Consider the following 20,913-nt stretch of genomic DNA (forward strand, 5'->3'; position numbering starts at 1 on the left):
ATCCAGGGGGATTTCCGCCAGCAAAGTGCCGGAAACGTGTCTTGGCTGCGTAGTTTGTTTACGTATCGTAAGGCATAAGGGACACCCGAGCGGACGCGGCGTCGCCGTCTCGTTCGCACTCTTGAGCGGGGTCCGCGCCGCAAGGCCGGGCCCGAACGTGCAAACCAAGGGCCTGCCATCCGGCCGGTCCGCCAAAATAAGGGCGGAGCAACCCTCCGCTGATGCAGCATGGCTCGGCAGGACGCGAACAATGTCTTCGCGATGACGTCGTTTCTCTACGGCGCCAACGCAGCCTATATCGAAGAACTCTACGCCCAGTATCAGGAGAACCCCGCCTCGGTTGACGCCGAGTGGCAGGACTTCTTTGCTGCGCTGAAGGACGACAAGGCCGATGTGCTGAAGGAAGCGCGTGGCGCTCCCTGGAAGCGCGCCGACTGGCCGCTCGCCGCGAAAGGCGATCTCGTCAATGCCTGTGACGGCAACTGGGCTCCGGTCGAAAAGGCCGTGGGCGACAAGCTGAAGCAGAAGGGCGATGCCAAGGGCAAGCCGCTCTCGGATGCCGAAGTGCAGCAGGCGACCCGCGACAGCGTGCGTGCGCTGATGATGATCCGCGCCTACCGCATGCGCGGCCATCTGCATGCCGATCTCGATCCGCTGCGCCTCTCGCCCCCGGGCGATCACGAGGAGCTGCACCCCTCGTCCTACGGCTTCACGGATGCCGACTGGGACCGTCCGATCTTCATCGATCACGTGCTGGGCCTGGAATATGCCACCCTGCGCCAGATGCTGGAGATCCTGAAGCGTACCTATTGCTCGACCCTCGGCGTCGAGTTCATGCACATTTCCGATCCGGCCGCCAAGGCCTGGATCCAGGAGCGCATCGAAGGGCCGGACAAGCACGTCGAGTTCACCCCGCAGGGCAAGCGCGCCATCCTGAACAAGCTGGTCGAGGCCGAAGGCTTCGAGAAGTTCATTGATGTGAAGTACACCGGCACCAAGCGCTTCGGCCTTGATGGCGGCGAAGCGCTGATCCCGGCGCTGGAGCAGATCATCAAGCGCGGCGGCCAGATGGGCCTCAAGGACATCGTTCTCGGCATGGCCCACCGCGGCCGCCTGAACGTGCTGACCCAGGTGATGGGCAAGCCGCACCGCGCCGTGTTCCACGAGTTCAAGGGCGGCTCCTACGCCCCGGACGATGTGGAAGGTTCGGGCGATGTGAAGTATCACCTCGGTGCGTCTTCCGACCGTTCCTTCGACGGCAACGAGGTTCACCTGTCGCTGACGGCGAACCCCTCGCATCTGGAAATCGTCAACCCGGTGGTGCTCGGCAAGTCCCGCGCCAAGCAGGACCAGATTTCCGCCGTTGACGGCCGCTGGATGGTGGATACCGCCCAGATCGACCGCTCCCCGGTTCTGCCGCTGCTGATCCACGGTGACGCGGCCTTTGCCGGCCAGGGCGTCGTGGCAGAGTGCTTCGGCCTGTCGGGCCTGCGCGGCCACCGCACCGGCGGCTCGATCCACGTCATCATCAACAACCAGATCGGCTTCACCACCAATCCGCGCTTCTCGCGCTCCTCGCCCTATCCCTCGGATGTGGCGAAGGTCATCGAGGCGCCGATCCTGCATGTCAACGGCGACGATCCGGAAGCCGTGGTCTATGCGGCCAAGATCGCAACCGAGTTCCGCCAGACCTTTGGCCGCCCGGTCGTGATCGACATGATCTGCTACCGCCGCTTCGGCCATAACGAAGGCGACGAGCCGGCGTTCACGCAGCCGATCATGTACCGCAAGATCCGCAAGCATCCGACGACGCTGCAGCTCTACACCGACCGCCTGATCGCGGAAGGCGTGGTTTCGGCTGAAGAGGTCGAGGGCATGAAGGCCGCCTGGCGCGCCAAGCTCGACACCGAGTTCGAGGCTGGCCAGGTCTACAAGCCGAACAAGGCCGACTGGCTGGATGGCAAGTGGTCCGGTCTGAAGCGGGCTGACGACGAGGAAGATCCGCGCCGCGGCTCGACCGGCGTTGCCATGGATGACCTGAAGGCTCTGGGCAAGAAACTTACGGAAGTGCCGGAAGGCTTCAACGTCCACCGCACCATCTCGCGCTTCCTTGCCAACCGTCAGACCATGATGGAAACCGGTGAGGGCATCGACTGGGCGACGGCCGAGGCGCTGGCCTTTGCAAGCCTGCTGAAGGAGGGCCACCCGGTCCGCCTGTCCGGCCAGGACTGCGAACGCGGCACCTTCTCCCAGCGCCACAGCGTGCTCTACGATCAGGAAGACGAAAGCCGCTACATCCCGCTGAACCATGTCAGCGACGATCAGGCCCGTTACGAGGTCATCAACTCGATGCTCTCGGAAGAGGCCGTGCTCGGCTTCGAATACGGCTACTCGCTGGCTGAGCCGAACGCGCTGACCATGTGGGAAGCCCAGTTCGGTGACTTTGCCAACGGTGCCCAGGTGCTGTTCGACCAGTTCATCTCGTCTGGCGAGCGCAAGTGGCTGCGTATGTCCGGTCTCGTCTGCCTTCTGCCGCATGGCTATGAAGGTCAGGGTCCGGAACACTCCTCCGCCCGTCTGGAGCGTTTCCTCCAGCTCTGCGCGGAAGACAACATGCAGGTCGCCAACTGCACCACGCCGGCGAACTACTTCCACATCCTGCGCCGTCAGCTGAAGCGCGACATCCGCAAGCCGCTGATCCTGATGACGCCGAAGTCGCTGCTGCGCCACAAGCGTGCGGTGTCCAAGCTCGTTGAGCTGGGTGAGGATTCCACGTTCCACCGCCTGCTGTGGGATGATGCCGAGTACCAGCCGGATGGCGCCACCCGCCTCGTCGCGGATGACAAGATCCGCCGGGTCGTCATGTGCTCCGGCAAGGTCTACTACGACCTGCTGGAAGAGCGTGAGAAGCGCGGCATCAACGACGTGTACCTGCTCCGCGTCGAGCAGATCTACCCGTTCCCGAAGAAGGCCCTCGCTCAGGAACTGGCCCGCTTCCGCAACGCCGACATGGTCTGGTGTCAGGAAGAGCCCAAGAACATGGGCAGCTGGTTCTTCGTCGAACCCTACATCGAATGGGTGCTCGACCAGATCGGCGCCAAGTGCCGCCGCCCGCGCTATGCCGGCCGCGACGCCATGGCCTCGACGGCAACGGGCCTGATGTCCAAGCATCTGGCCCAGCTCCAGGCATTCCTGGACGAAGCATTCGCAAGCTGATCCGGTCCGGCCTGCCATCCCCGGGATGGCGGGCCACCGGTCTACAGAATTGGCCAAGGCAGATTTTTTAAGAGAAGGCGACCATGGCAACCGAAATCCGCGTGCCCACCCTGGGCGAATCCGTGTCCGAAGCGACGATTGCCCAGTGGTTCAAGAAGCCGGGCGAAGCCATCAAGGCCGACGAGCCGCTGGTGGAACTGGAGACCGACAAGGTCACCGTTGAAGTTCCCGCTCCCGCTTCCGGCGTTCTGGAAAGCATCGTCGTCAAGGAAGGCGAGACCGTTGGCGTCAACGCTCTCCTCGGCTACATCGCAGCTGGCGAAGGCGCCGCTGCAGCTCCCGCTGCCAAGGCAGAGGCTCCGGCCCCGGCCCCGGCGGCAGCTCCGGCCGCTGCTCCCGCAGCTCCGTCCTCCATGCCCCCGGCCCCGGCTGCGGGCAAGCTGCTGGCCGAAACCGGTCTGTCGGCTGATCAGGTTGCCGGTTCCGGCAAGCGCGGCCAGGTGCTGAAGGGCGACGTGCTGGCAGCCGTTGCCGCCGGCGTTTCCGCAGCTCCGGCTGCCGCGGCTGCTCCCGCCGCCGTGCGTGCGTCCGTTCCGGCGGATGACGAGGCCCGCGAAGAGCGCGTGCGCATGACCAAGCTGCGCCAGACCATCGCGCGCCGCCTGAAGGATGCCCAGAACACCGCCGCCATGCTCACCACCTATAACGAGGTGGACATGGGCCCGGTGATGGAGCTGCGCAGCGCCTACAAGGACGTGTTCGAGAAGAAGCACGGCGTGAAGCTCGGCTTCATGGGCTTCTTCACCAAGGCCGTCTGCCACGCCCTGAAGGAAATCCCGGCCGTGAACGCCGAGATCGACGGCACGGATGTGATCTACAAGAACTTCTGCCACATCGGTGTGGCCGTTGGCACGGACAAGGGCCTTGTCGTGCCGGTGGTGCGTGATGCGGACCAGATGTCGATCGCCGAGATCGAGAAGGAAATCGGCAACCTCGGCCGCAAGGCCCGTGACGGCAAGCTCGGCGTGGCCGACATGCAGGGCGGCACCTTCACCATCTCCAACGGCGGCGTCTATGGCTCGCTGATGTCCTCGCCGATCCTCAATGCCCCGCAGTCGGGCATTCTGGGCATGCACAAGATCCAGGAACGTCCGATGGCCGCGAACGGTCAGGTCGTCATCCGTCCGATGATGTATCTGGCGCTGTCCTACGATCACCGCATCGTTGACGGCAAGGAAGCCGTGACCTTCCTCGTCCGCGTCAAGGAAAGCCTGGAAGATCCGCGCCGTCTGGTGCTGGACCTCTAAGCGCTCCACAGCTCATCCGCCGCCGGCTCTCCGGCGGCGGGCCTGCAAAAGGGCCGCTGGTCATGAGAGGCACGCTCGAAAGGCTGCAAGCCAACTGGGTCTACGGCGGTTTCCTCGCCGGTCTCGTCCTGCTGGCCATGACCAGCGTCTTCACCAAGACCTGGCCCTTTTCGGAAAAGCTCGTCTATCTGAGCCTTCCCTTCTATATGCTGCATCAGCTTGAAGAGCATGATGCCGACCGTTTCCGCCGCTTCGTGAACTATGTCATCGGCCGGGGGCATGATGTGCTCACGGTTCGTGCCGTGTTCATCATCAACGTGGCGGGCGTGTGGGGCGTCGTGGCGCTGTCGCTCTGGCTCATGCGCTCCATCGCGCCGGGCTGGGGGCTGATTGCGGTCTATCTGCTGCTGATCAACGCAGCCTTGCATGTGGCGCAGGGGCTTGTCCTGCGCCTCTACAATCCGGGCCTTGCCACCGCCGTGGCCCTGTTCATTCCCCTGGGCGTCTATGCGATCTATGGCCTCTGGCCTCTGACGACGCCCCTCCAGCACGGGGTGTCGATCCTCCTTGTGCTGGCGCTCCATGGCGCCATTGCCTTGCGCGTGCGCCAGAGGCTGCAACGGTTCGAAGCCGCAGCCGCATCTTCAAACGATTTCCCTTCGCAAACCTAGAGGCGACCTCATGTCCCAATACGATCTCGTCGTCATCGGCACCGGCCCCGGTGGTTATGTCTGCGCCATCAAGGCGGCCCAGCTTGGCCTGAAGGTCGCCGTTGTCGAAAAGCGCGCCACCCATGGCGGCACCTGCCTGAACGTCGGCTGCATTCCCTCCAAGGCGCTGCTGCATGCTTCGGAACTGTTCCATGAAGCCGGCCACGGCTTTGAAAGCCTCGGCATCAAGGTGGGCGCACCCACGCTCGACCTGCCGGCCATGATGCAGCACAAGCAGGCCACCATCGACGCCAATGTCGGCGGCGTCGGCTTCCTGCTGAAGAAGAACAAGATCGATGCCTTCCACGGCACCGGCAAGATCCTGGCCGCAGGCAAGGTCTCTGTTACCGCTGAAGACGGCAAGGTCACCGAGATCGAGACCAAGTCCATCGTCATCGCCACCGGCTCCGACGTGATGCCGCTGCCGGGCGTCGAGATCGACGAAAAGACGGTCGTTTCCTCCACCGGCGCGCTGACGCTGGAGAAGGTTCCGGGTCATCTGGTGGTCGTCGGCGGCGGCGTCATCGGTCTGGAGCTCGGCTCCGTCTGGGGCCGCCTGGGCGCCAAGGTCACCGTGGTCGAGTTCATGGACAAGATCCTCGGGCCGATGGACGGGGACATTTCCAAGCAGTTCCAGCGCATCCTTGCCAAGCAGGGCATGGAGTTCAAGCTGTCGTCCAAGGTGACGGACGTTGAGAAGAAGGGCGGCAGCCTTGCCGTCAGCATCGAGCCTGCCGCCGGTGGCGCTGCCGAAGTGCTGGAAGCCGACGTGGTTCTGGTCGCCATTGGCCGCCGTCCCTACACCGCCGGTCTTGGCCTTGAGGAAGCCGGCGTCAAGCTGGACAACCGCGGCCGCGTCGAGATCGATGGCCATTACCAGACCAACGTCCCGGGCATCTATGCCATCGGCGACGTGGTCGTTGGCCAGATGCTGGCCCACAAGGCGGAAGACGAGGGCGTGGCTCTCGCCGAAATCCTCGCCGGTCAGGCTGGCCATGTGAACTATGACGTCATCCCGGGTGTGGTCTACACCTCGCCGGAAGTCGCCTCCGTCGGCAAGACCGAGGAAGAGCTGAAGGCTGCCGGCGTCAACTACAAGACCGGCAAGTTCAACTTCACCGCCAATGGCCGCGCCCGCGCCATGAACCACACCGACGGTTTCGTCAAGGTTCTGGCCGATGCCGCGACCGACCGCGTGCTGGGCGTGCACATCCTCGGCCATGGTGCTGGCGAGATGATCCACGAAGCTGCCGTGCTGATGGAATTCGGCGGTTCTTCGGAAGACCTCGGCCGCACCTGCCACGCGCATCCGACCATGTCGGAAGCCGTCAAGGAAGCCGCCATGGCCACCTTCGCCAAGCCGATCCACGCCTGATTGGTGCTGGATCTGCAGACATGAGAAAGGCCGGAGCGGCAACGCTCCGGCCTTTTTTCTTTACGGGCGGCCTGCCAATTTTCTCCGTCATGCCATGGCTCGACCATGGCATCCATGCCGTTTCACCTCCGCACGCTCCCGCGCGTATGGGGTGGAGTTTCCTGAAATCTGCATGGTTGGAAAGGTCATGGAATGGATGGCATGATCAAGTCATGCCATGACGAAAAACAGATATGCCCCCTCACCCTTCCGGCACATACCAGAGCCCGTCATCGCCCTTTTCCAGCATCGGGGTCTCGAAGCAGCCCACGGTGCGGGTGGTCCAGTGGTCCGGGCCTTCGGCGCCCTCGCACCAGCGGCGGGACTGCAGCATGGCGGCGCCAATGACCACGGGAGTGAGGCCGAGACCGGCCAGAAGGGCAAGCGCGGCGCGGATGGAAGCGCCGCTGGAGATCACGTCATCCACCAGCGCGATCCGGCGGCCCTGAAGCAGGGGCAGCATGCGCGGGTCCACATAGAGCCGCTTGATCTGGTCCGGCGTGGTGATGGAGGACAGCGGCACGGAAAGGCTGTCGTCGTACCAGAACTTGCGTGATGTGCCGAGCGGCACATAGCGGCTGTGGTCGAGCCTGCGGGCGGTCTCGGCGGCGAGCGTCAGGCCCAGCGTCGGCAGGCCCACCACCACATCGGGGGCGAAAGGCGCGAGCCTCTCCGCAAGCCCTTGCGCCAGTGCATCCAGAACGGCAAAGCCCGCCTGATTGACGATGAGCGAGGCCAGCGCGTGCTTGCCATCGGCCAGCGGGCGGATCGGCAGGCGCAGCTGTTCGCCGTTGGCCAGCGTTGCCGGGAAGAAGGTGCGATGGCCAATGTTGACCGGGAAGCTGCCGGGCGCATGCAATTCCTGCCAGAACGCATGAGGCTCAAGTGCGGGCCGGTGCGGCTCAGTCATGGGCGGCCTCACCGGAAAGCTCCCGTTCCACCAGCCGCACCCAGAAGCGCACGCCCGGGCCGATGGCCGCGTCGTTGAAGTCATAGGCCGTGTTGTGATGCAGCGCGCCATCCACCGCCGGGCCATTGCCGAGCCAGACATAGCAGCCGGGTGCTTCACCGGCAAAGTAAGCGAAATCATCGCCTGCCGTGGAGGGCGGGAAGGCGGTGCGCACCTTGGAGCCAAACACATCCCGCGCCGCGCCAAGTGCCCGCTGCGTTGCGTCCGGATCGTTGATCACCGGCGGAATGCGGCGGGTATAGGTATAGTCTGCAGCAATGGCGAACATCTGCGCCGTGCCCTGCGCCAGACGGCCGATCTCCGCCTCCAGCTGATCGCGCACCTCCGGCGAATAGGCGCGGGCCGTGCCGCCGATCTCCACCAGATCCGGGATGACATTCAGCGCCTTGGGGTCGCCTGCCTGAACGGAACATGCGCTGACGACAGCAGGCTGCAGCGGATCGACAACGCGGCCCGGAATGGTTTGCAAGGCGGAGAGGAAAGCTCCAGCGGCAGTGATGGGATCGCGGCCCAGATGCGGCTTGGCGCCATGGGTGCCGGTGCCCCGGAAGGTGACGCGCCAGCTGTCGGACGAGGCAAGCTGCGGGCCTTCCACAACGGCCATCTCGTCCGGGTCCAGCCCCGGCATGTTGTGCAGGCCATAGACCGCATCACAGGGGAACAGGCGGAAGAGGCCGTCCTCCACCATGCGCTTTGCCCCGCCCCTGCCTTCTTCGGCGGGCTGGAAGATAAAATGCACCGTGCCGGAGAAATTGCGCGTTTTCGCCAGCGCCCGTGCCGCACCCAGCAGCAAGGTGGTGTGGCCATCATGGCCGCAGGCGTGCATCTTGCCGGGGACGGTGGATTTCCATGGCCGGTCTGCGGTTTCCGGCATGGCGAGCGCATCCATGTCGGCGCGCAGGCCAATGCTGCGCGGGCCGTTGCCGCAGCGCAGGGTGCCGACAACGCCGGTGCCGCCAAGGCCCCTGTGCACCTCCAGCCCCGCCTCTTCCAGCAGGTTCGCAACGATGGCGCTGGTGCGCTCTTCCTCAAAGCCCAGCTCCGGGTGGGCGTGCAGGCTGCGGCGCAGGTCCGTCAGAAACGGAAGGTCAGCGTCGATCAGGTCGCTCATGGCTGGCTTTCCCTGTCAGCTCAGGATTTCGAGAACGGGAGACTCCAGCACGTGCCCGGTCTCCACATCGGCAATGCCCCGGTCGGTCTGATGCGGTCCTGCATTGCAGGCCAGCGTGGCGCCGAAACAGGCCTTGAACACGAGATAGGGCGGCTGCCAGGTGACAACCTCGTCCATGGCGGTGCGGATGCGGGCAAAGCCTTCGGCCACTTCGCCCAGCGGGGCGTCCGACACAAGGCCGGAAAGCGGCAGGGGCAGCACGGCCAGCACCTTGCCATTGGAAGCCACGGCCATGCCGCCGCCTGCCTCGATCACCGCATTGGCGGCCATGGCGAGGTCTTCGGCACTGCCGCCAAAGACCGTCAGGTTATGGCTGTCATGGGAAACAGTGGTGGCAAAGGCGCCGTTCCAGCGGCCCCATTCGCGCAGGAAACCGACGCGCGGACGGCTGTCCGCCCGGCCATGCCGGTGGGCAACGGCGATCAGCGTTGTCTCCTCCGGCGGCACCACAAAACCGCCGCGCACGTCTGCCTCCACCGTGCCCCATCGGGTGAAACGGGGCCGGTCGATCGTGGCGAGTTTGACGCGGGAGCCTGCGGCCGGGACACGGAAATCATCGGGATTTAGCTGGCTAACCTTCATCGATCCGCGCAGGCCAGAGAGAGAGTTGGAGAGGGTCTCAGAGCGCAGCTCTGCCAGCATCTGTCCGTCCCGAGCCACCACTTTACCGCTGACGATCACCTGCCGGGCGGCAAAGGTCTCAAGGTCCGCGAAGAGGACGAGGTCGGCCCGGCGCCCGGCGGCGATGAGGCCCAGATCCTCGCGGCCAAGGCGTCTTGCGCCGTTGAGCGTTGCCGCCTGCAGGGCCCATTCGGGCTTGAGGCCATAGCGCACCAGCCGCCGCACCACGTCATCAAGGCCGCCGGCCTTCGCAAGGTCATCGGGGAACACGTCATCGGTGCAGAGCGTCACGGTCTGCGGCAGATGGCCGAGCGTGTTCAGGGCCTCCACGAACTCCGGCAGCAGATGATCGTGGGAGCCGCGCAGCTCGATGGAGAGCCCGGCACGCAGTTTTTCCATCAGGTCAGCGGCAGAAGTCAGCTCATGATCGGAGGTGACACCGGCGGCCATGAAGGCGGCAAGGTCCTGGCCGGTGAGGCCGCGCGCATGGCCGCAGACCGGCTTTCCGGCGGCAAGCCCAGCCTGCACGATGCCGGTCATGCGCGGCTCGCCCGCGATGACGCCGCGCATGTTCATCACTTCCGCAATCCCGGCAATGCCGGGGCGGGCGAGCAGGGCGGCGATTTCTTCAGGCCCGAAATCAGCGCCAGCCAGCTCCAGCCCCGGCGCGGAAGGCACGCAGGAAGGGGCGAGCACGGCAAAGCGCAGCGGCAGACCGGCGCTGGCGGCAAGGGCAGCATCGACACCCGCAAGCCCGTGCACATTGCCGAATTCATGCGGGTCCCACACGGCGGTGGTGACGCCCCGGGGCACAACGGCTGCGGCATAGGCGGCGGGTGTCATCATGGAGCTTTCGACATGCATATGCGTGTCGATGAGGCCGGGGGAGAGATAGCCGCCCTGCGCGTCGATGATGTCCGTGGCATCGCTGCGGCTGCCGGGGGCGTGGACGGAAGCAATCAGCGGCCCCGTCAGCCCCACATCGGCGGCGCGGCGCTCGCCGGTCACCATGTCGATAAGGGTGGCGTTGACGATCAGCCGGTCAAACGGGGCATCGCCTCTGGCAGCAGCAACGGCGCGCAGGCGAAGGGCAGGATCTGCAAGATCGAAGGGCTCGCGTGTCTGGTGTGTGGTCATGGCCGGGCTGCCTCCCGCGTCAAGGCGGTGAGGATCATGCCTCGCACGGCGTCCACATCGCAGGCACAGGCATAGGCGGCGTTGAAGCGGGCATGGGTGGCGCGGGTTTCCACCACGGTGCGCCCGCGCGTGTGCTGACCGGCCGTTTCCATGGCGATGTGCGCCGGGGTGAAGGTGGCGAGTTCCGGCCGGGCGAAGATGGCAGCAACTGCCGGATCGTAGAGCGCCATGGCGGGCCGTCCCCGGCTGGTGGCGATGGCGATGAAGCCTTCCAGCATGTCTGCCAGAAGCGCTGCGTTACGCCCGCCTGCGGCCCGCACGGGGGCAGCGTCCTCGGGGCTTGCGAGGATCTGGCGGCAGAAATCGAGGTCCACCATCTTCAGCGGCAGTCCCTGCGCCAGTACAATGGCCACGGCCTCGGGGTCGGCATAGGCGTTGAATTCGGCAGAGGCGGTGTGGTTGCCTTTCGTCAGCCCGCCGCCCATCCACACCAGCTCGTCAATGCGCGCAGCAAGGGCAGGGCGGGCGAGCGCCAGCGCCGCAAGGTTCGTCAGCGGCCCCAGCGCCAGAATGCGGCGGGGGGCAGGGGCGCTCTCCAGCCAGTCACAGAGTGCTGCAAAGCCATCGCCTTCCGGCAGCGGCTGATCCTGCGGCACGGTGAGACCAATCGTCGGAATGCCGGTTGCGCCGAGAATGGCCTCCGCCGTCTCCATCTGGCCCATGACGGGGCGGGCAAGGCCGCTGTGCAAGGGCACGCGCCAGCCGAAGGCCGAAGCCGCGCCCGCAGCGTTGCGGCGCACCTGATCCAGCGGCGTGTTGCCGAAGACCAGCGAAATGCCGTCCACCTCAAGCCCTGCATCCATCACGGTCACAATGGCCGCGATGTCGTCAAAGCCCATATCCGTGTCGATCCACACACCCATGGTCTATCCGAACCTGTTGAGTTCCGCCGCGCCGGAAACCGGCATGTCGAAGGCAAGGCTGGCCCCCAGCGCATGGGCGGGAAGGGCGGCGTCTGTTTCGGCTTTTACCAGCCCCAGCGGTGTTTCCAGCACATATTCGCGGGCGCTGCCTGCAAAGGATACGCCGCGCACGATGCCCTTGTGCGGCCCCGTTTCAAGCTGGATGGCGCGGGGCCGCCAGGCAAGGCCGGCCGCCTGCGGCAGCGGGCCGGACACTTCCAGAGCGCCTGCGTCCGTCACCAGCCTGTTGCCGTCGATGCGGGCGATGTTTTCGAAGCCGACGAAATCGGCGACGAAGCTGGAAGCCGGGTGATTGTAGATCTCCTCCGGCGTGCCAATCTGTTCGATGGCGCCATTGCGCATGACGACGATGCGGTCGGCGAGAGCAAGGGCTTCCACCTGATCATGGGTGACGAAGATCATCGTTACGCCGCTTTCCTTCTGCACGCGCTGCAGCTCCGTGCGCATTTCAAGGCGCAGGCGGGCGTCAAGGTTGGACAGCGGCTCGTCCAGCATCAGGAGCTTGGGCTGCATCACCAGCGAGCGGGCCAGCGCCACACGCTGCTGCTGGCCGCCGGAAAGCTCCGGCGTCTTGCGAGCGGCAAAGGCGGACAGGCCCACGGTCTTGAGCCCGGCCTCCACCGTCTGCTTCAGCGCCTCGCCGCTCATGCCCTTCAGCCGCAGCCCGAAGGCGACATTCTCGAACACCGTCAGATGTGGGAACAGGGCGTAGGACTGGAAGACGAGGCCGATCTCGCGCTTGTTCGCGCCCACGCGGGTGATGTCGCGGCCATCCAGCACGATGCGGCCCGACTGCACCGGCATCAGCCCGGCAATGGCGCGCATGGTTGTCGTCTTGCCGCAGCCGGACGGGCCTAGCAGGGCGAGGAGTTCGCCGCGCCGGATGGTAAGGTCAAGGCTCTCCACGGCCGTGGTCTTGCCATAGGCGAGCGACAGCTTGTCCAGGGTCAGATAGGTGGCGTCAGACATAGCGTGAGAACCCCAGGAAACGTTCGGCGGCAAAGACGATGCCGATGGACAGGAAGGCGAGCAGCGACGACAGGGCGGCAATGGAGGGATCGAAGACGATCTCCATGTAGCCCAGCATGTCGATGGGCAGGGTGCGCACGCCGGGGCCGGAAAGGAACAGCGACACCGGCACCTGATTGAAGCTCGTCACGAAGCCGAGGATGAAGGCGGAGAGAATACCGCCGCGAATGTTGGGCAGCACCACCCGGAAGAAAGCGCCGAGCCGTGAGGAGCCGAGCAGCACGGCCGCCTCCTCCATGTCGGAACGCAGGTTCGCAAGGCTGGCGGACACCACCCGCACCGCATAGGGCAGCACCAGCGCCGTATGGGCGACGAACAGCGCCAGGCTGATCGACAGGCCGATGGGCAGCACGAAATAGCGCAGCAGGGCAAGGCCGACAATGATGCCGGGCACGATGATGGGCATCGACACCATGAAGCGCACGGTCTCCGCCCCCGGCAGCCGGTAGCGCGACATGGCATAGGCCGCAGGCACGCCCAGAACGAGCGCCGACAGGGTGCCGCCAATGGCGAGGATCATCGAGGTGACGAAGCTCTGCTGGAAACTCTCCACCGTGAAGACCTTTGCGATCCAGCGGAAGGAAAAGCCCTGCGGCGGAAAGGCCAGGGTCTCGCCGGCAGAAAAGGACGCGGCGACGATGATGAAGAACGGACCGATGAGGAAGGTCAGCACCAGCGTCAGGATGATCCAGCTGGACAGTCTCTGGGTCATGACTTGCTCCGGGCCGTGGCAATGCGGCGCAACAGGATGTTGGCGGCAAAGCTCATGACGATGAGGATGAGGGCGATGACGCTGGCGGCAACAAAATTGCCTGCGACGGTGACCTGCTGGTAGAGCAGGGTTTCCAGCATCAGCACCTTGGAGCCGCCGAGGATGGCCGGGGTGATGTAGGCGGTGAGCGATCCGGTGAAGACCAGCGTGCCGCCAACCACCAGCCCCTCGCGGGAGAGCGGCAGGATCACCTTCCAGAACACCTGGAACCAGTTGGCCCCCAGCACCCTTGCGGCAGGCACGGCATCACGCGGCAGGTTCTCCAGCGCGCTGATCAGCGACAGGATCATCAAGGGCAGGAACAGCTGCAACAGGCCGATGAAGACGGCAGTCTCGGTGAAGAGGATGCGCAAGGGGCCATCCGTCAGGCCGATGCCCTGCAGCGCCTGATTGACGATGCCGGTGCGCCCCAGAATGACAATCCAGGCATAGGTGCGGGCCACCGGCGAGATCATCAGCGGCAGCACGATCAGCCCCGTGACGCGGCCCTTGGAGCCCGGCGGCAGGGTGACGATGGCATAGGCTGCGGCATAGCCGATGACGGCGGCCACCACGGTGACCATCGCCCCCAGCTTCAGCGTGCGCAGGAAAACCGTCTGGTTCAGCGGCTGCGAAAAGAAATCCGTGTAGGCCGACAGCGTCCAGCCTTCGGCGGAGCGGAAGCCCTCCGACAGCAGCAGCACGACAGGCACGAGAAAGACCACGGCCGCGAAGAGCGCCGCAGGCAGCGCAAGTGCCAGAGCTTCCGCCCGGTTCTGGAACATGATGTCCGCCTTAGCTTCTGGAGGGAGAAAAAGTCGGGGTGCGGCGGCAGAGCGGAGCCCGCCCGCCGCACCCCCAGCCTTGGGAGGCATTCGTCCGGCAGCGCGAAGCTGCCAATGCTGGTTCGGAAGCCGGGCCTTACTGGGCGACCTTGGCGTTCCACTCCGTTAGCCAGGCGTCGCGGTTGTCCAGAATGGTGGCGGACGGCATCAGCTTCAGGGTCTCAGCCGTTTCTTCGCCGAAGGTGATGTTGTCGGCGATGGCCGGGGAAACGGTCACTTCCTTGTTGGCCGGGCTGTCGACCAGCTTTTCGGCAAGCTTGGTCTGCACTTCGGTGGAGAGCCAGTAGTCCATGAACTGCAGCGCCAGATCCTGGTTCTTGGAGCCCTTGGTCAGCACCATCACGTTCATGCCGCCGGTCTGACCTTCATCGGGCATCGCCCATGCCAGCGGCAGGCCGAGCTTGGTGAAGGGCGCCCAGGAGAAGCGGCCGATGGGGGCAGCCCAGATCTCTTCCTGCTGCATCAGCTGCACCAGCTGGGAGGACTTGACGTAGAAGGTGACGATTTCGTCCTTCTTGGCGCCAACGGCCTCGATCGGGCCCTTCAGATCCGGCGTGTTGTTGCCGAGGGCTTCGCCCAGCATGTACAGCGCCGGCGGGCCCTGATTGGTGGTCACGTTCGGGAAGGCGACATGGGAGACATATTCGTCCTTCAGCAGGTCGGCCCAGGAGCGGATGGTCATCTTGTCGGTGCGATAGACGATCGACGTGGCATAGAAGGTGTAGCCAACGCTCATGCCGTCGCCATTCGGGTCCTTGGCGATGTCATAAAGCTTGTCGAAGTTGGACAGCTTGGCGGTCTCGATCTTGTCGATCAGGCCCTTGCGGGAAGCGGCCAGCGCATCGGCCATGGAAACGACGGCCATATCCACCACCGGATTGGCCATGTTGGCTTCCATCTTCGCAAGACGCTCGACGCTGTTGCCGGTCTCCACCACCAGCTTGCAGCCGCATTTCTCTTCAAAGGGCGTGTAGAGCAGTTCCTTGAACTCGTCCTGCGCAAAGGCATAGACGGAGATTGTCAGGGTCTTGTCCTGGGCAGCGGCTGCGCCCATGGTCAGGGCAAGCGCGGTGGCCGCGCAGAGCATCCGTTTAACGGTCATTGGCTGTCTCCTGCTGGTGTCTGTTGTTGTTCTGCGGTTATGCGGGGGGATGGGCCGCAGGTCTGGCGGACCACCAGGCTCATGGGCACGCTGGGGCGGCTGGCGCGGGCAATGCCCGGGTCGCGCGGAGCAGTCCCCGTGTCCTGGCTTTCGATGAGGCGGAGGAGGGCCTGGATAGCCTCTTCCGCAATGGCGGGCATGTCCATCCGCACGCTGGTGATGGCCGGCGTGATGGCGGAGGACCAGATGAGATCGTCAAAGCCGGTGAGGCTGGCGTCCTGCGGTACACGCAGTCCTGCCTGCTGCAGCTCGGTGAGGGCGCGCAGGGCCTGAAGATCGGAGAGGGCGGCAAAGGCGGTGAAGCCTTCCGCCACACGGGCCGCGAGCCCAAGGCTTGCACCCGGTCCATGCAGGGCTTCATGCGGTTCGATCCACAGCACCTCAACCCGCCGGTCCGGCCCGAGGGCGGAGCGGATGCCGCCCACCCGGTCGTTCTGCACGTTGGAGGCCGGATTGCTGCCGATGATCACCACGTCCCTGTGGCCGAGGGCTGCAAGATGGGCGCCGGCCAGCGCACCACCCTGCCAGTGGTCGGCCGAAACCGTGTTGCCGGGGGTGGAGGGGCTGTCGATCACCGCTACCGGGCTGCCGGTGCTGATGATCCGCGTGCCCCGGCGCGGCACGATGATGATGCCGTCCACGCCCCGGTCCTGAAGGCGGGTGATCGCCTGTGTCTGCATGGCCGCATCACCGCGCGAGTCGGCGATGAGCACGCCATAGCCGGCAGCAGCGGCCGCATGCTCGATGGCCTGTGCGATCTGCGGGAACAGGGGATTGGCGATGTCCGGCAGCACGAGGCCCAGAACCTGCGACCGGCCGGTGCGCAGTGCCCGTCCCGCCTGGCTGGGCATATAGCCGAGTTCGGCCGCCTTTGTCCGGATCCGCTCTGCCAGTTCAGCCGAAACGCGGCCCTTGCCGGACAGCGCATTCGACACCGTTGCCGCTGAGACATCCAGCAGCGCGGCGATCTGGGTGAGGTTTGGCCGTGACCGGGGGGCGTTCATCCTGCGGGCACCTGATTAATCGATTAATCCGAGTGCTAGATGAAGTTTCTGCCGCTGTCGATGGCTTTTCAGGCCCAGAACGGCTCTTGCCTAAAAGAAATGCAACTTCATGTATCGTACTGGTTGAGCCTGGTGACGGGGTGCCGCTTCTGATCAGTGGTCGCTGGCGCAAAGGGCGTGATTGCCGAGCGCGCGTAGCACCTGACAGTCGGCCACCACATGATCATGTCCGCAGGCGGCGACGATGCGCTTGAGTTCGGATTCCAGCCGCTTGAGGCGGGCAATCTTGTCCTGCACGGCCTTGAGTTGGGTCGCGGCGATCTCGTCGGCGCGGTTGCAGGGGGCTTCCGGGTGGGCGCTCAGCTCCAGCAGATCACGGATGGCCTCCATCGGCAGGCCGAGATCGCGGGCATGGCGGATGAATTGCAGCCGCTCCAGATCCGGCTGGCCAAAGCGGCGCTGGTTACCTTCCGTGCGCACCGGCGGCGGCAGCAGGCCTGCCTGCTCATAATAGCGGATGGTCGGTACCTTGACGCCGCTCAGCCGTGCCAGATCGCCAATCGAAAAGTCCATCGCCGCTCTCCCCTCTTGCGCTTGCAAGGAGAAGTCTAGGAAGCCCCCGGAGCCTTCGCAAGAGGCTGGCTGCCTATCTGCGGCGTGTCAGCATATGGGTGGTGATCGTCTCCACGAGACGTGGATCATGAGGATCGGCAATCACGGTTGCTTCCATCCGCTGGTCCCCGAACATGCGCATATCGATGATGCGCATGCCATAGAAGCCCTTGAGTTCCACTCTCAGGCTGCCATCCGCCCTGTAGAAGGCCTCGGTCCAGCCCCATTTGCAGTCGCGGGGGATGCAGGAGGTGAAGGCGCGCGCGCGAATGAACACACGGTCGTCCTCGCAGCGGCTGGTGACCTCGATCTGCGTCAGCTCTCTTGGCTTGGCGCCACGGGTGACCCAGGTTCCATGCTCGGGAATCGGGCAATAGCTGCGCTGCTCCTGCGCTGTGGCGGGCACAACGGGCAGGATGAAAAGACCGGTCATGAGCGCCAGGGCGGCAAGGCCAGTGTTGAACATCACGTCCTCCTGTCCTCAGCCTGAAGCCTGCGCATTAACGTTGCGTTAACGGATTGGCAGGAAAGGGCACAGGGTGTGACGGGCAAAAGAAAAACCCCCGCTGGCAACGGGATCATCCCGTGTCAGTCAGGGGTCTTTTCATCCGGCTGTCCGGAGATGCCCTGCCAGATGCTTCCATCCGGCAGATCGGCAATTAGCGGCGCGGACCTGCGGCGGCCTTGCGCTTCGGACCTGCGATCAGGCCTTCGCGCTGGGCGAGCTTGCGCGCAGCCTTGCGGGCGCGGCGAACAGCTTCGGCCTTTTCACGGACGCGCTTTTCGGACGGCTTTTCGAAGGAGCGGCGCGCCTTCATCTCACGCAGCACGCCCTCGCGCTGCAGCTTCTTCTTCAGGACGCGGAGCGCCTGCTCGATGTTGTTGTCGCGAACGAGTACCTGCAAGGTAAATCCTGACGTTGCCTGCGCCGCAGCACTCATGTGAGGGCAGCAGGGGTTAGACCTAAAGCCATATGGCACGAGAAGTGGCGCAACCTAACAGGTTCCGCGCAAATTGCACCCCCTTGGGCGCAAAAAAATGCTGCGAGCCCGAACTTTCTTTGTGGCGCGCCAGTTCTGACCGGTTTTTCCGGGTCCGATACATGACGTTCCGCGCTGTCTGCTGAACTGCGGGGAAGGTTTCCTTGGCCCGGACAGTCCCCATTCGGGCAGAGCTGCCGGTCAACAGAAACGCCGCAGATACAGGCTTGCGCCACGCTGAATGCAGAAACGGGCACCCCATGGATGCCCGGTCCTTGTCACGTGCAGAGGAAGCAGGTCTGCTGCCGTGCCCTTTCAGGCTGGCGCAGGGGGCGCTTCCGCCTGAAATCAGGCGATCTGCAGGTTGGCAGCGGCGCTGCGGCCCTGACGGTCGGTTTCCAGCTCGAAGCTGACCTTCTGACCTTCATTGAGGTGGCCGATGCCAGAACGCTCGACGGCACTGATGTGAACGAACACATCGCGCTCGCCGTTGTCCGGCTGGATGAAGCCGAAGCCCTTCTGGGTGTTGAAGAACTTTACGGTTCCAGTTTTCATGATGATAGTACCTTGCAAAAAGAGTCATACCCGCCCCGCAGGACAGGCGTCGATACATCGCCGGATTTTTCGAAGAAAGATTTGGCGGGTCGATATCGTTGACACCGCAAACAGCCAAGTCAGGCCCAAAAAGACGATGACTTACTGTGACGGGAGAATGAGGCTTATGCAAGGCATTCTTTTATTTTATTTTCGCGGGTGAGCCTTGTCATAGGCCTCCAGCAGCCGTGCCGCATCCACTTCCGTATAAATCTGGGTGGTGGAAAGGCTTGCGTGGCCCAGAAGCTCCTGAATTGTACGCAGGTCCCCGCCCCCGGCCAGAAGATGGGTTGCGAAGGAATGACGCAGGGCATGCGGCGTGGCGCTGTCCGGCAGGCCGAGCGCTCCACGAAGCTTTGCCATGGCCAGCTGGATCAGGCGCGGATTGAGCGGTCCTCCGCGTGCACCAAAGAACAACGGCCCGTTGGGCTCCGGCGTGTAGGGGCAGAGCTTGAGATAGGCCTCCACGGCCTCGCAGACGACCGGCAGCACCGGCACCACCCGTTCCTTGCCGCCCTTGCCCATGATGCGAAGGCTGCGCGTACCTGTGCGCGGCGCATTGCGCCCGGTGATCGACAGGGCCTCGGAAATGCGCAACCCGCAACCATAGAGCAGTGTCAGCACCGCGGCATTGCGGGCCTCGATCCAGGCCTCGCTTTCCATCGCCAGGTCACCGGAGGCAACGGCGGTGGCATCAGAGGCGGTGAGTGGCTTGGGCAGGGAGCGGGGCTGGCGCGGCGCGCGCACGGCACCGGCTGCCGCAGCATTCACCTCGCCCTTGCGTTCCAGAAAGCCGAGAAAGGACCGGATGCCGGCAAGGCCGCGCGCCAGCGAGCGGCTGCCCGTTCCGCCGGTGCGGCGGCGGGCCATGAAGGCGCGGAAGTCGGCAGGCTTCAAATCCTGCACATCCTTGAGATCCGGCGCCCCGCCCAGATGGCCTGTCAGAAACCGCAGGAACTGGCGCACGTCGCGCTCATAGGCAACCAGCGTCTTGTCTGCGAGGCGCCGCTCATCGCCCAGATGATCCAGCCATGCCCCAACGCGGGCGTTCAGCTGCGGTGTTGCGGTGACCAGCAGGGAATCAGTGTCGCTCATCGTGTGAGTTTACCGTGCCCAAGGGCAGCACCAAAGCGAAAGAGGCGGCCCCTGCAAGGTGCCGCCTCCTGACACGGTTGCGCTCGTGCCTCGGGATCAGGCCGTTGTGTCGACGCCGCCGGTCTGGCCACCTGTCTGGCCGGCCTGCGGGGCTTCCTTGGGGCCGCCCTTGGACACGCCAACGAGAGCCGGGCGCAGCACGCGGTCGCCGATGACGTAACCGGCCTGCACCACCTGCACGACGGTGTTGTTCGGCACTTCGGTGTTGGGCACTTCGAACATGGCCTGATGGAAGTTCGGATCGAACTTCTGGCCTGCCGGGTCCAGTTTCTTGACGCCGTGCTTGTCGAGCTGGTTCAGCAGCTCGCGCTCGGTCATTTCCACGCCTTCGATCAGGGCGGTCAGGCCGGCATCGGCGCTCTCGCGGGCGTCAGCGGGCAGGGCGTCCAGCGCGCGGCGCAGATTGTCGGACACGGTCAGGATGTCGCGGGCAAAGCCGGTCACGGCATAGACGCGGGTGTCCTTGATTTCCTTTTCCGTGCGGCGGCGCAGGTTTTCCATTTCGGCCATGACGCGCAGCGCACGGTCCTTCAGCTCCGCGTTCTCCGCCTGGAGAGCCTCAATGGGATCGACGGTGGTCCCGGCCTCGGGCGCAGCGGCTGCTTCGTTTTCCGCTTCGGGGGTCTTGTTCTCGTCGGTCATCTGGGTTCCATCAATTGGGTCTGCGAATATGAAAACGCAGGCCGTTTCACCGTCAGGCAGGGCGTGTTTCCGCTGGGGAAACGTCTCACCCGATCCTTGCCCGTGGCTGAAAGCGGCCTGCGGCTGTCTTTATCCATTCCCGCCGCCGCTGCCAACCTCTGCGCGCAGGGGCATGGCGTGCGGCGGGAAAAGGAGCTGCGGGATCAGAGGGCGCTCTTGATCCAGTCGGACAGCTTGCTCTTGGGAGCAGCGCCAACCTGAACAGCCATCGGCTCGCCGTTCTTGAACATGACGAGCATCGGGATGGAGCGCACGCCATACTTGACGGCCATGGCCTGGTTCTCGTCGATGTTGATCTTGGCGATCTTCACCTGGCCTGCCAGCTCTTCGGAAATTTCCTCAAGAGCCGGGGCAATCATCTTGCACGGGCCGCACCACTCGGCCCAGAAATCAACCACGACCGGCTCGGACGACTTGAGGACGTCGGCATCGAAGCTGGCGTCGGTGACTGCGGTGGTAGCCATTTGCGTTCACTTTCCATGCGGTGGTCCCTTGAAACGGGCGTTTGCCCGGACTCACCTTGTTGCGTTGTCCCGAACGTAGGAAGGCG

The 20,913-nt window shown here is 64.6% G+C and carries 20 protein-coding genes; 4 read left to right on the forward strand and 16 right to left on the reverse strand.

Annotated features, from left to right (window positions below; genetic code table 11):
- The first annotated feature begins 228 nt into the window (after positions 1 to 228).
- The 4 genes from IF10I1_RS20505 to lpdA all read left to right on the forward strand — a co-directional run bounded on the left by IF10I1_RS20505 (position 229) and on the right by lpdA (position 6,608).
- Positions 229 to 3,216 (forward strand): 2-oxoglutarate dehydrogenase E1 component, encoded by a 2,988-nt coding sequence (locus IF10I1_RS20505; RefSeq protein ID WP_186391583.1) that lies wholly within the window; start codon positions 229 to 231, stop codon positions 3,214 to 3,216.
- 83 nt (positions 3,217 to 3,299) lie between these two features.
- A complete protein-coding gene (gene odhB / locus IF10I1_RS20510; protein ID WP_186391584.1) occupies positions 3,300 to 4,523 on the forward strand; it encodes a 2-oxoglutarate dehydrogenase complex dihydrolipoyllysine-residue succinyltransferase in 1,224 nt (407 codons plus the stop codon).
- A gap of 62 nt (positions 4,524 to 4,585) precedes the next feature.
- Positions 4,586 to 5,194 (forward strand): HXXEE domain-containing protein, encoded by a 609-nt coding sequence (locus tag IF10I1_RS20515; RefSeq protein ID WP_186391585.1) that lies wholly within the window; start codon positions 4,586 to 4,588, stop codon positions 5,192 to 5,194.
- Positions 5,195 to 5,204: 10 nt separating this feature from the next.
- Entirely contained in the window at positions 5,205 to 6,608 is a 1,404-nt protein-coding gene (gene lpdA / locus IF10I1_RS20520) for a dihydrolipoyl dehydrogenase (RefSeq protein ID WP_186391586.1), read from the forward strand.
- 241 nt (positions 6,609 to 6,849) lie between these two features.
- Here the strand turns inward: lpdA and IF10I1_RS20525 are convergent, their stop codons facing one another.
- From IF10I1_RS20525 to trxA, 16 genes are all read right to left on the reverse strand, one after another.
- Entirely contained in the window at positions 6,850 to 7,557 is a 708-nt protein-coding gene (locus IF10I1_RS20525) for a phosphoribosyltransferase (RefSeq protein ID WP_186391587.1), read from the reverse strand.
- A complete protein-coding gene (locus tag IF10I1_RS20530) occupies positions 7,550 to 8,728 on the reverse strand; it encodes a M20 aminoacylase family protein (RefSeq protein WP_186414908.1) in 1,179 nt (392 codons plus the stop codon). The genes IF10I1_RS20525 and IF10I1_RS20530 overlap by 8 nt, the downstream gene beginning before the upstream one ends.
- Positions 8,729 to 8,743: 15 nt before the next feature.
- A complete protein-coding gene (locus IF10I1_RS20535) occupies positions 8,744 to 10,546 on the reverse strand; it encodes an adenine deaminase (protein WP_186391589.1) in 1,803 nt (600 codons plus the stop codon).
- Positions 10,543 to 11,469, reverse strand: a complete 927-nt coding sequence (locus tag IF10I1_RS20540) for a nucleoside hydrolase (RefSeq protein WP_186391590.1) — start codon at positions 11,467 to 11,469, stop codon at positions 10,543 to 10,545. Before IF10I1_RS20540 ends, IF10I1_RS20535 begins: the two co-directional genes overlap by 4 nt.
- Positions 11,470 to 11,472: 3 nt before the next feature.
- Positions 11,473 to 12,498, reverse strand: coding sequence for an ABC transporter ATP-binding protein (locus IF10I1_RS20545; RefSeq protein WP_186391591.1), 1,026 nt, complete (start codon positions 12,496 to 12,498; stop codon positions 11,473 to 11,475).
- Positions 12,491 to 13,270, reverse strand: a complete 780-nt coding sequence (locus IF10I1_RS20550) for an ABC transporter permease (protein ID WP_019963699.1) — start codon at positions 13,268 to 13,270, stop codon at positions 12,491 to 12,493. The genes IF10I1_RS20545 and IF10I1_RS20550 overlap by 8 nt, the downstream gene beginning before the upstream one ends.
- The gene (locus IF10I1_RS20555; RefSeq protein WP_019963698.1) at positions 13,267 to 14,094 is read right to left on the reverse strand and encodes an ABC transporter permease; all 828 of its coding nucleotides are present in this window, start codon (positions 14,092 to 14,094) and stop codon (positions 13,267 to 13,269) included. The genes IF10I1_RS20550 and IF10I1_RS20555 overlap by 4 nt, the downstream gene beginning before the upstream one ends.
- Positions 14,095 to 14,230: 136 nt before the next feature.
- Positions 14,231 to 15,256, reverse strand: a complete 1,026-nt coding sequence (locus IF10I1_RS20560; protein ID WP_186391592.1) for a PotD/PotF family extracellular solute-binding protein — start codon at positions 15,254 to 15,256, stop codon at positions 14,231 to 14,233.
- Positions 15,253 to 16,320: a LacI family DNA-binding transcriptional regulator gene (locus IF10I1_RS20565; protein WP_019963696.1), complete on the reverse strand. Its 1,068-nt coding sequence runs from the start codon at positions 16,318 to 16,320 to the stop codon at positions 15,253 to 15,255. The genes IF10I1_RS20560 and IF10I1_RS20565 overlap by 4 nt, the downstream gene beginning before the upstream one ends.
- A gap of 153 nt (positions 16,321 to 16,473) precedes the next feature.
- The gene (locus IF10I1_RS20570) at positions 16,474 to 16,893 is read right to left on the reverse strand and encodes a helix-turn-helix domain-containing protein (protein WP_186391593.1); all 420 of its coding nucleotides are present in this window, start codon (positions 16,891 to 16,893) and stop codon (positions 16,474 to 16,476) included.
- Positions 16,894 to 16,966: 73 nt separating this feature from the next.
- Positions 16,967 to 17,398 (reverse strand): hypothetical protein, encoded by a 432-nt coding sequence (locus tag IF10I1_RS20575; protein WP_094462791.1) that lies wholly within the window; start codon positions 17,396 to 17,398, stop codon positions 16,967 to 16,969.
- Positions 17,399 to 17,591: 193 nt separating this feature from the next.
- Positions 17,592 to 17,837 (reverse strand): 30S ribosomal protein S21, encoded by a 246-nt coding sequence (gene rpsU / locus IF10I1_RS20580; RefSeq protein ID WP_019963693.1) that lies wholly within the window; start codon positions 17,835 to 17,837, stop codon positions 17,592 to 17,594.
- A gap of 423 nt (positions 17,838 to 18,260) precedes the next feature.
- Positions 18,261 to 18,467, reverse strand: a complete 207-nt coding sequence (locus tag IF10I1_RS20585) for a cold-shock protein (RefSeq protein ID WP_019963692.1) — start codon at positions 18,465 to 18,467, stop codon at positions 18,261 to 18,263.
- Positions 18,468 to 18,653: 186 nt separating this feature from the next.
- Complete coding sequence (locus IF10I1_RS20590; RefSeq protein ID WP_186391594.1) at positions 18,654 to 19,601, reverse strand: tyrosine recombinase XerC; 948 nt, start codon at positions 19,599 to 19,601, stop codon at positions 18,654 to 18,656.
- 96 nt (positions 19,602 to 19,697) lie between these two features.
- A complete protein-coding gene (gene grpE / locus IF10I1_RS20595; RefSeq protein WP_186391595.1) occupies positions 19,698 to 20,303 on the reverse strand; it encodes a nucleotide exchange factor GrpE in 606 nt (201 codons plus the stop codon).
- A 203-nt stretch (positions 20,304 to 20,506) separates the two neighbouring features.
- Positions 20,507 to 20,827, reverse strand: a complete 321-nt coding sequence (trxA, locus tag IF10I1_RS20600) for a thioredoxin (RefSeq protein ID WP_019963689.1) — start codon at positions 20,825 to 20,827, stop codon at positions 20,507 to 20,509.
- Positions 20,828 to 20,913 lie beyond the last annotated feature (86 nt).

Source organism: Pannonibacter sp. I15F10I1, assembly GCF_900185665.1.
Lineage (GTDB): Bacteria > Pseudomonadota > Alphaproteobacteria > Rhizobiales > Stappiaceae > Pannonibacter > Pannonibacter indicus.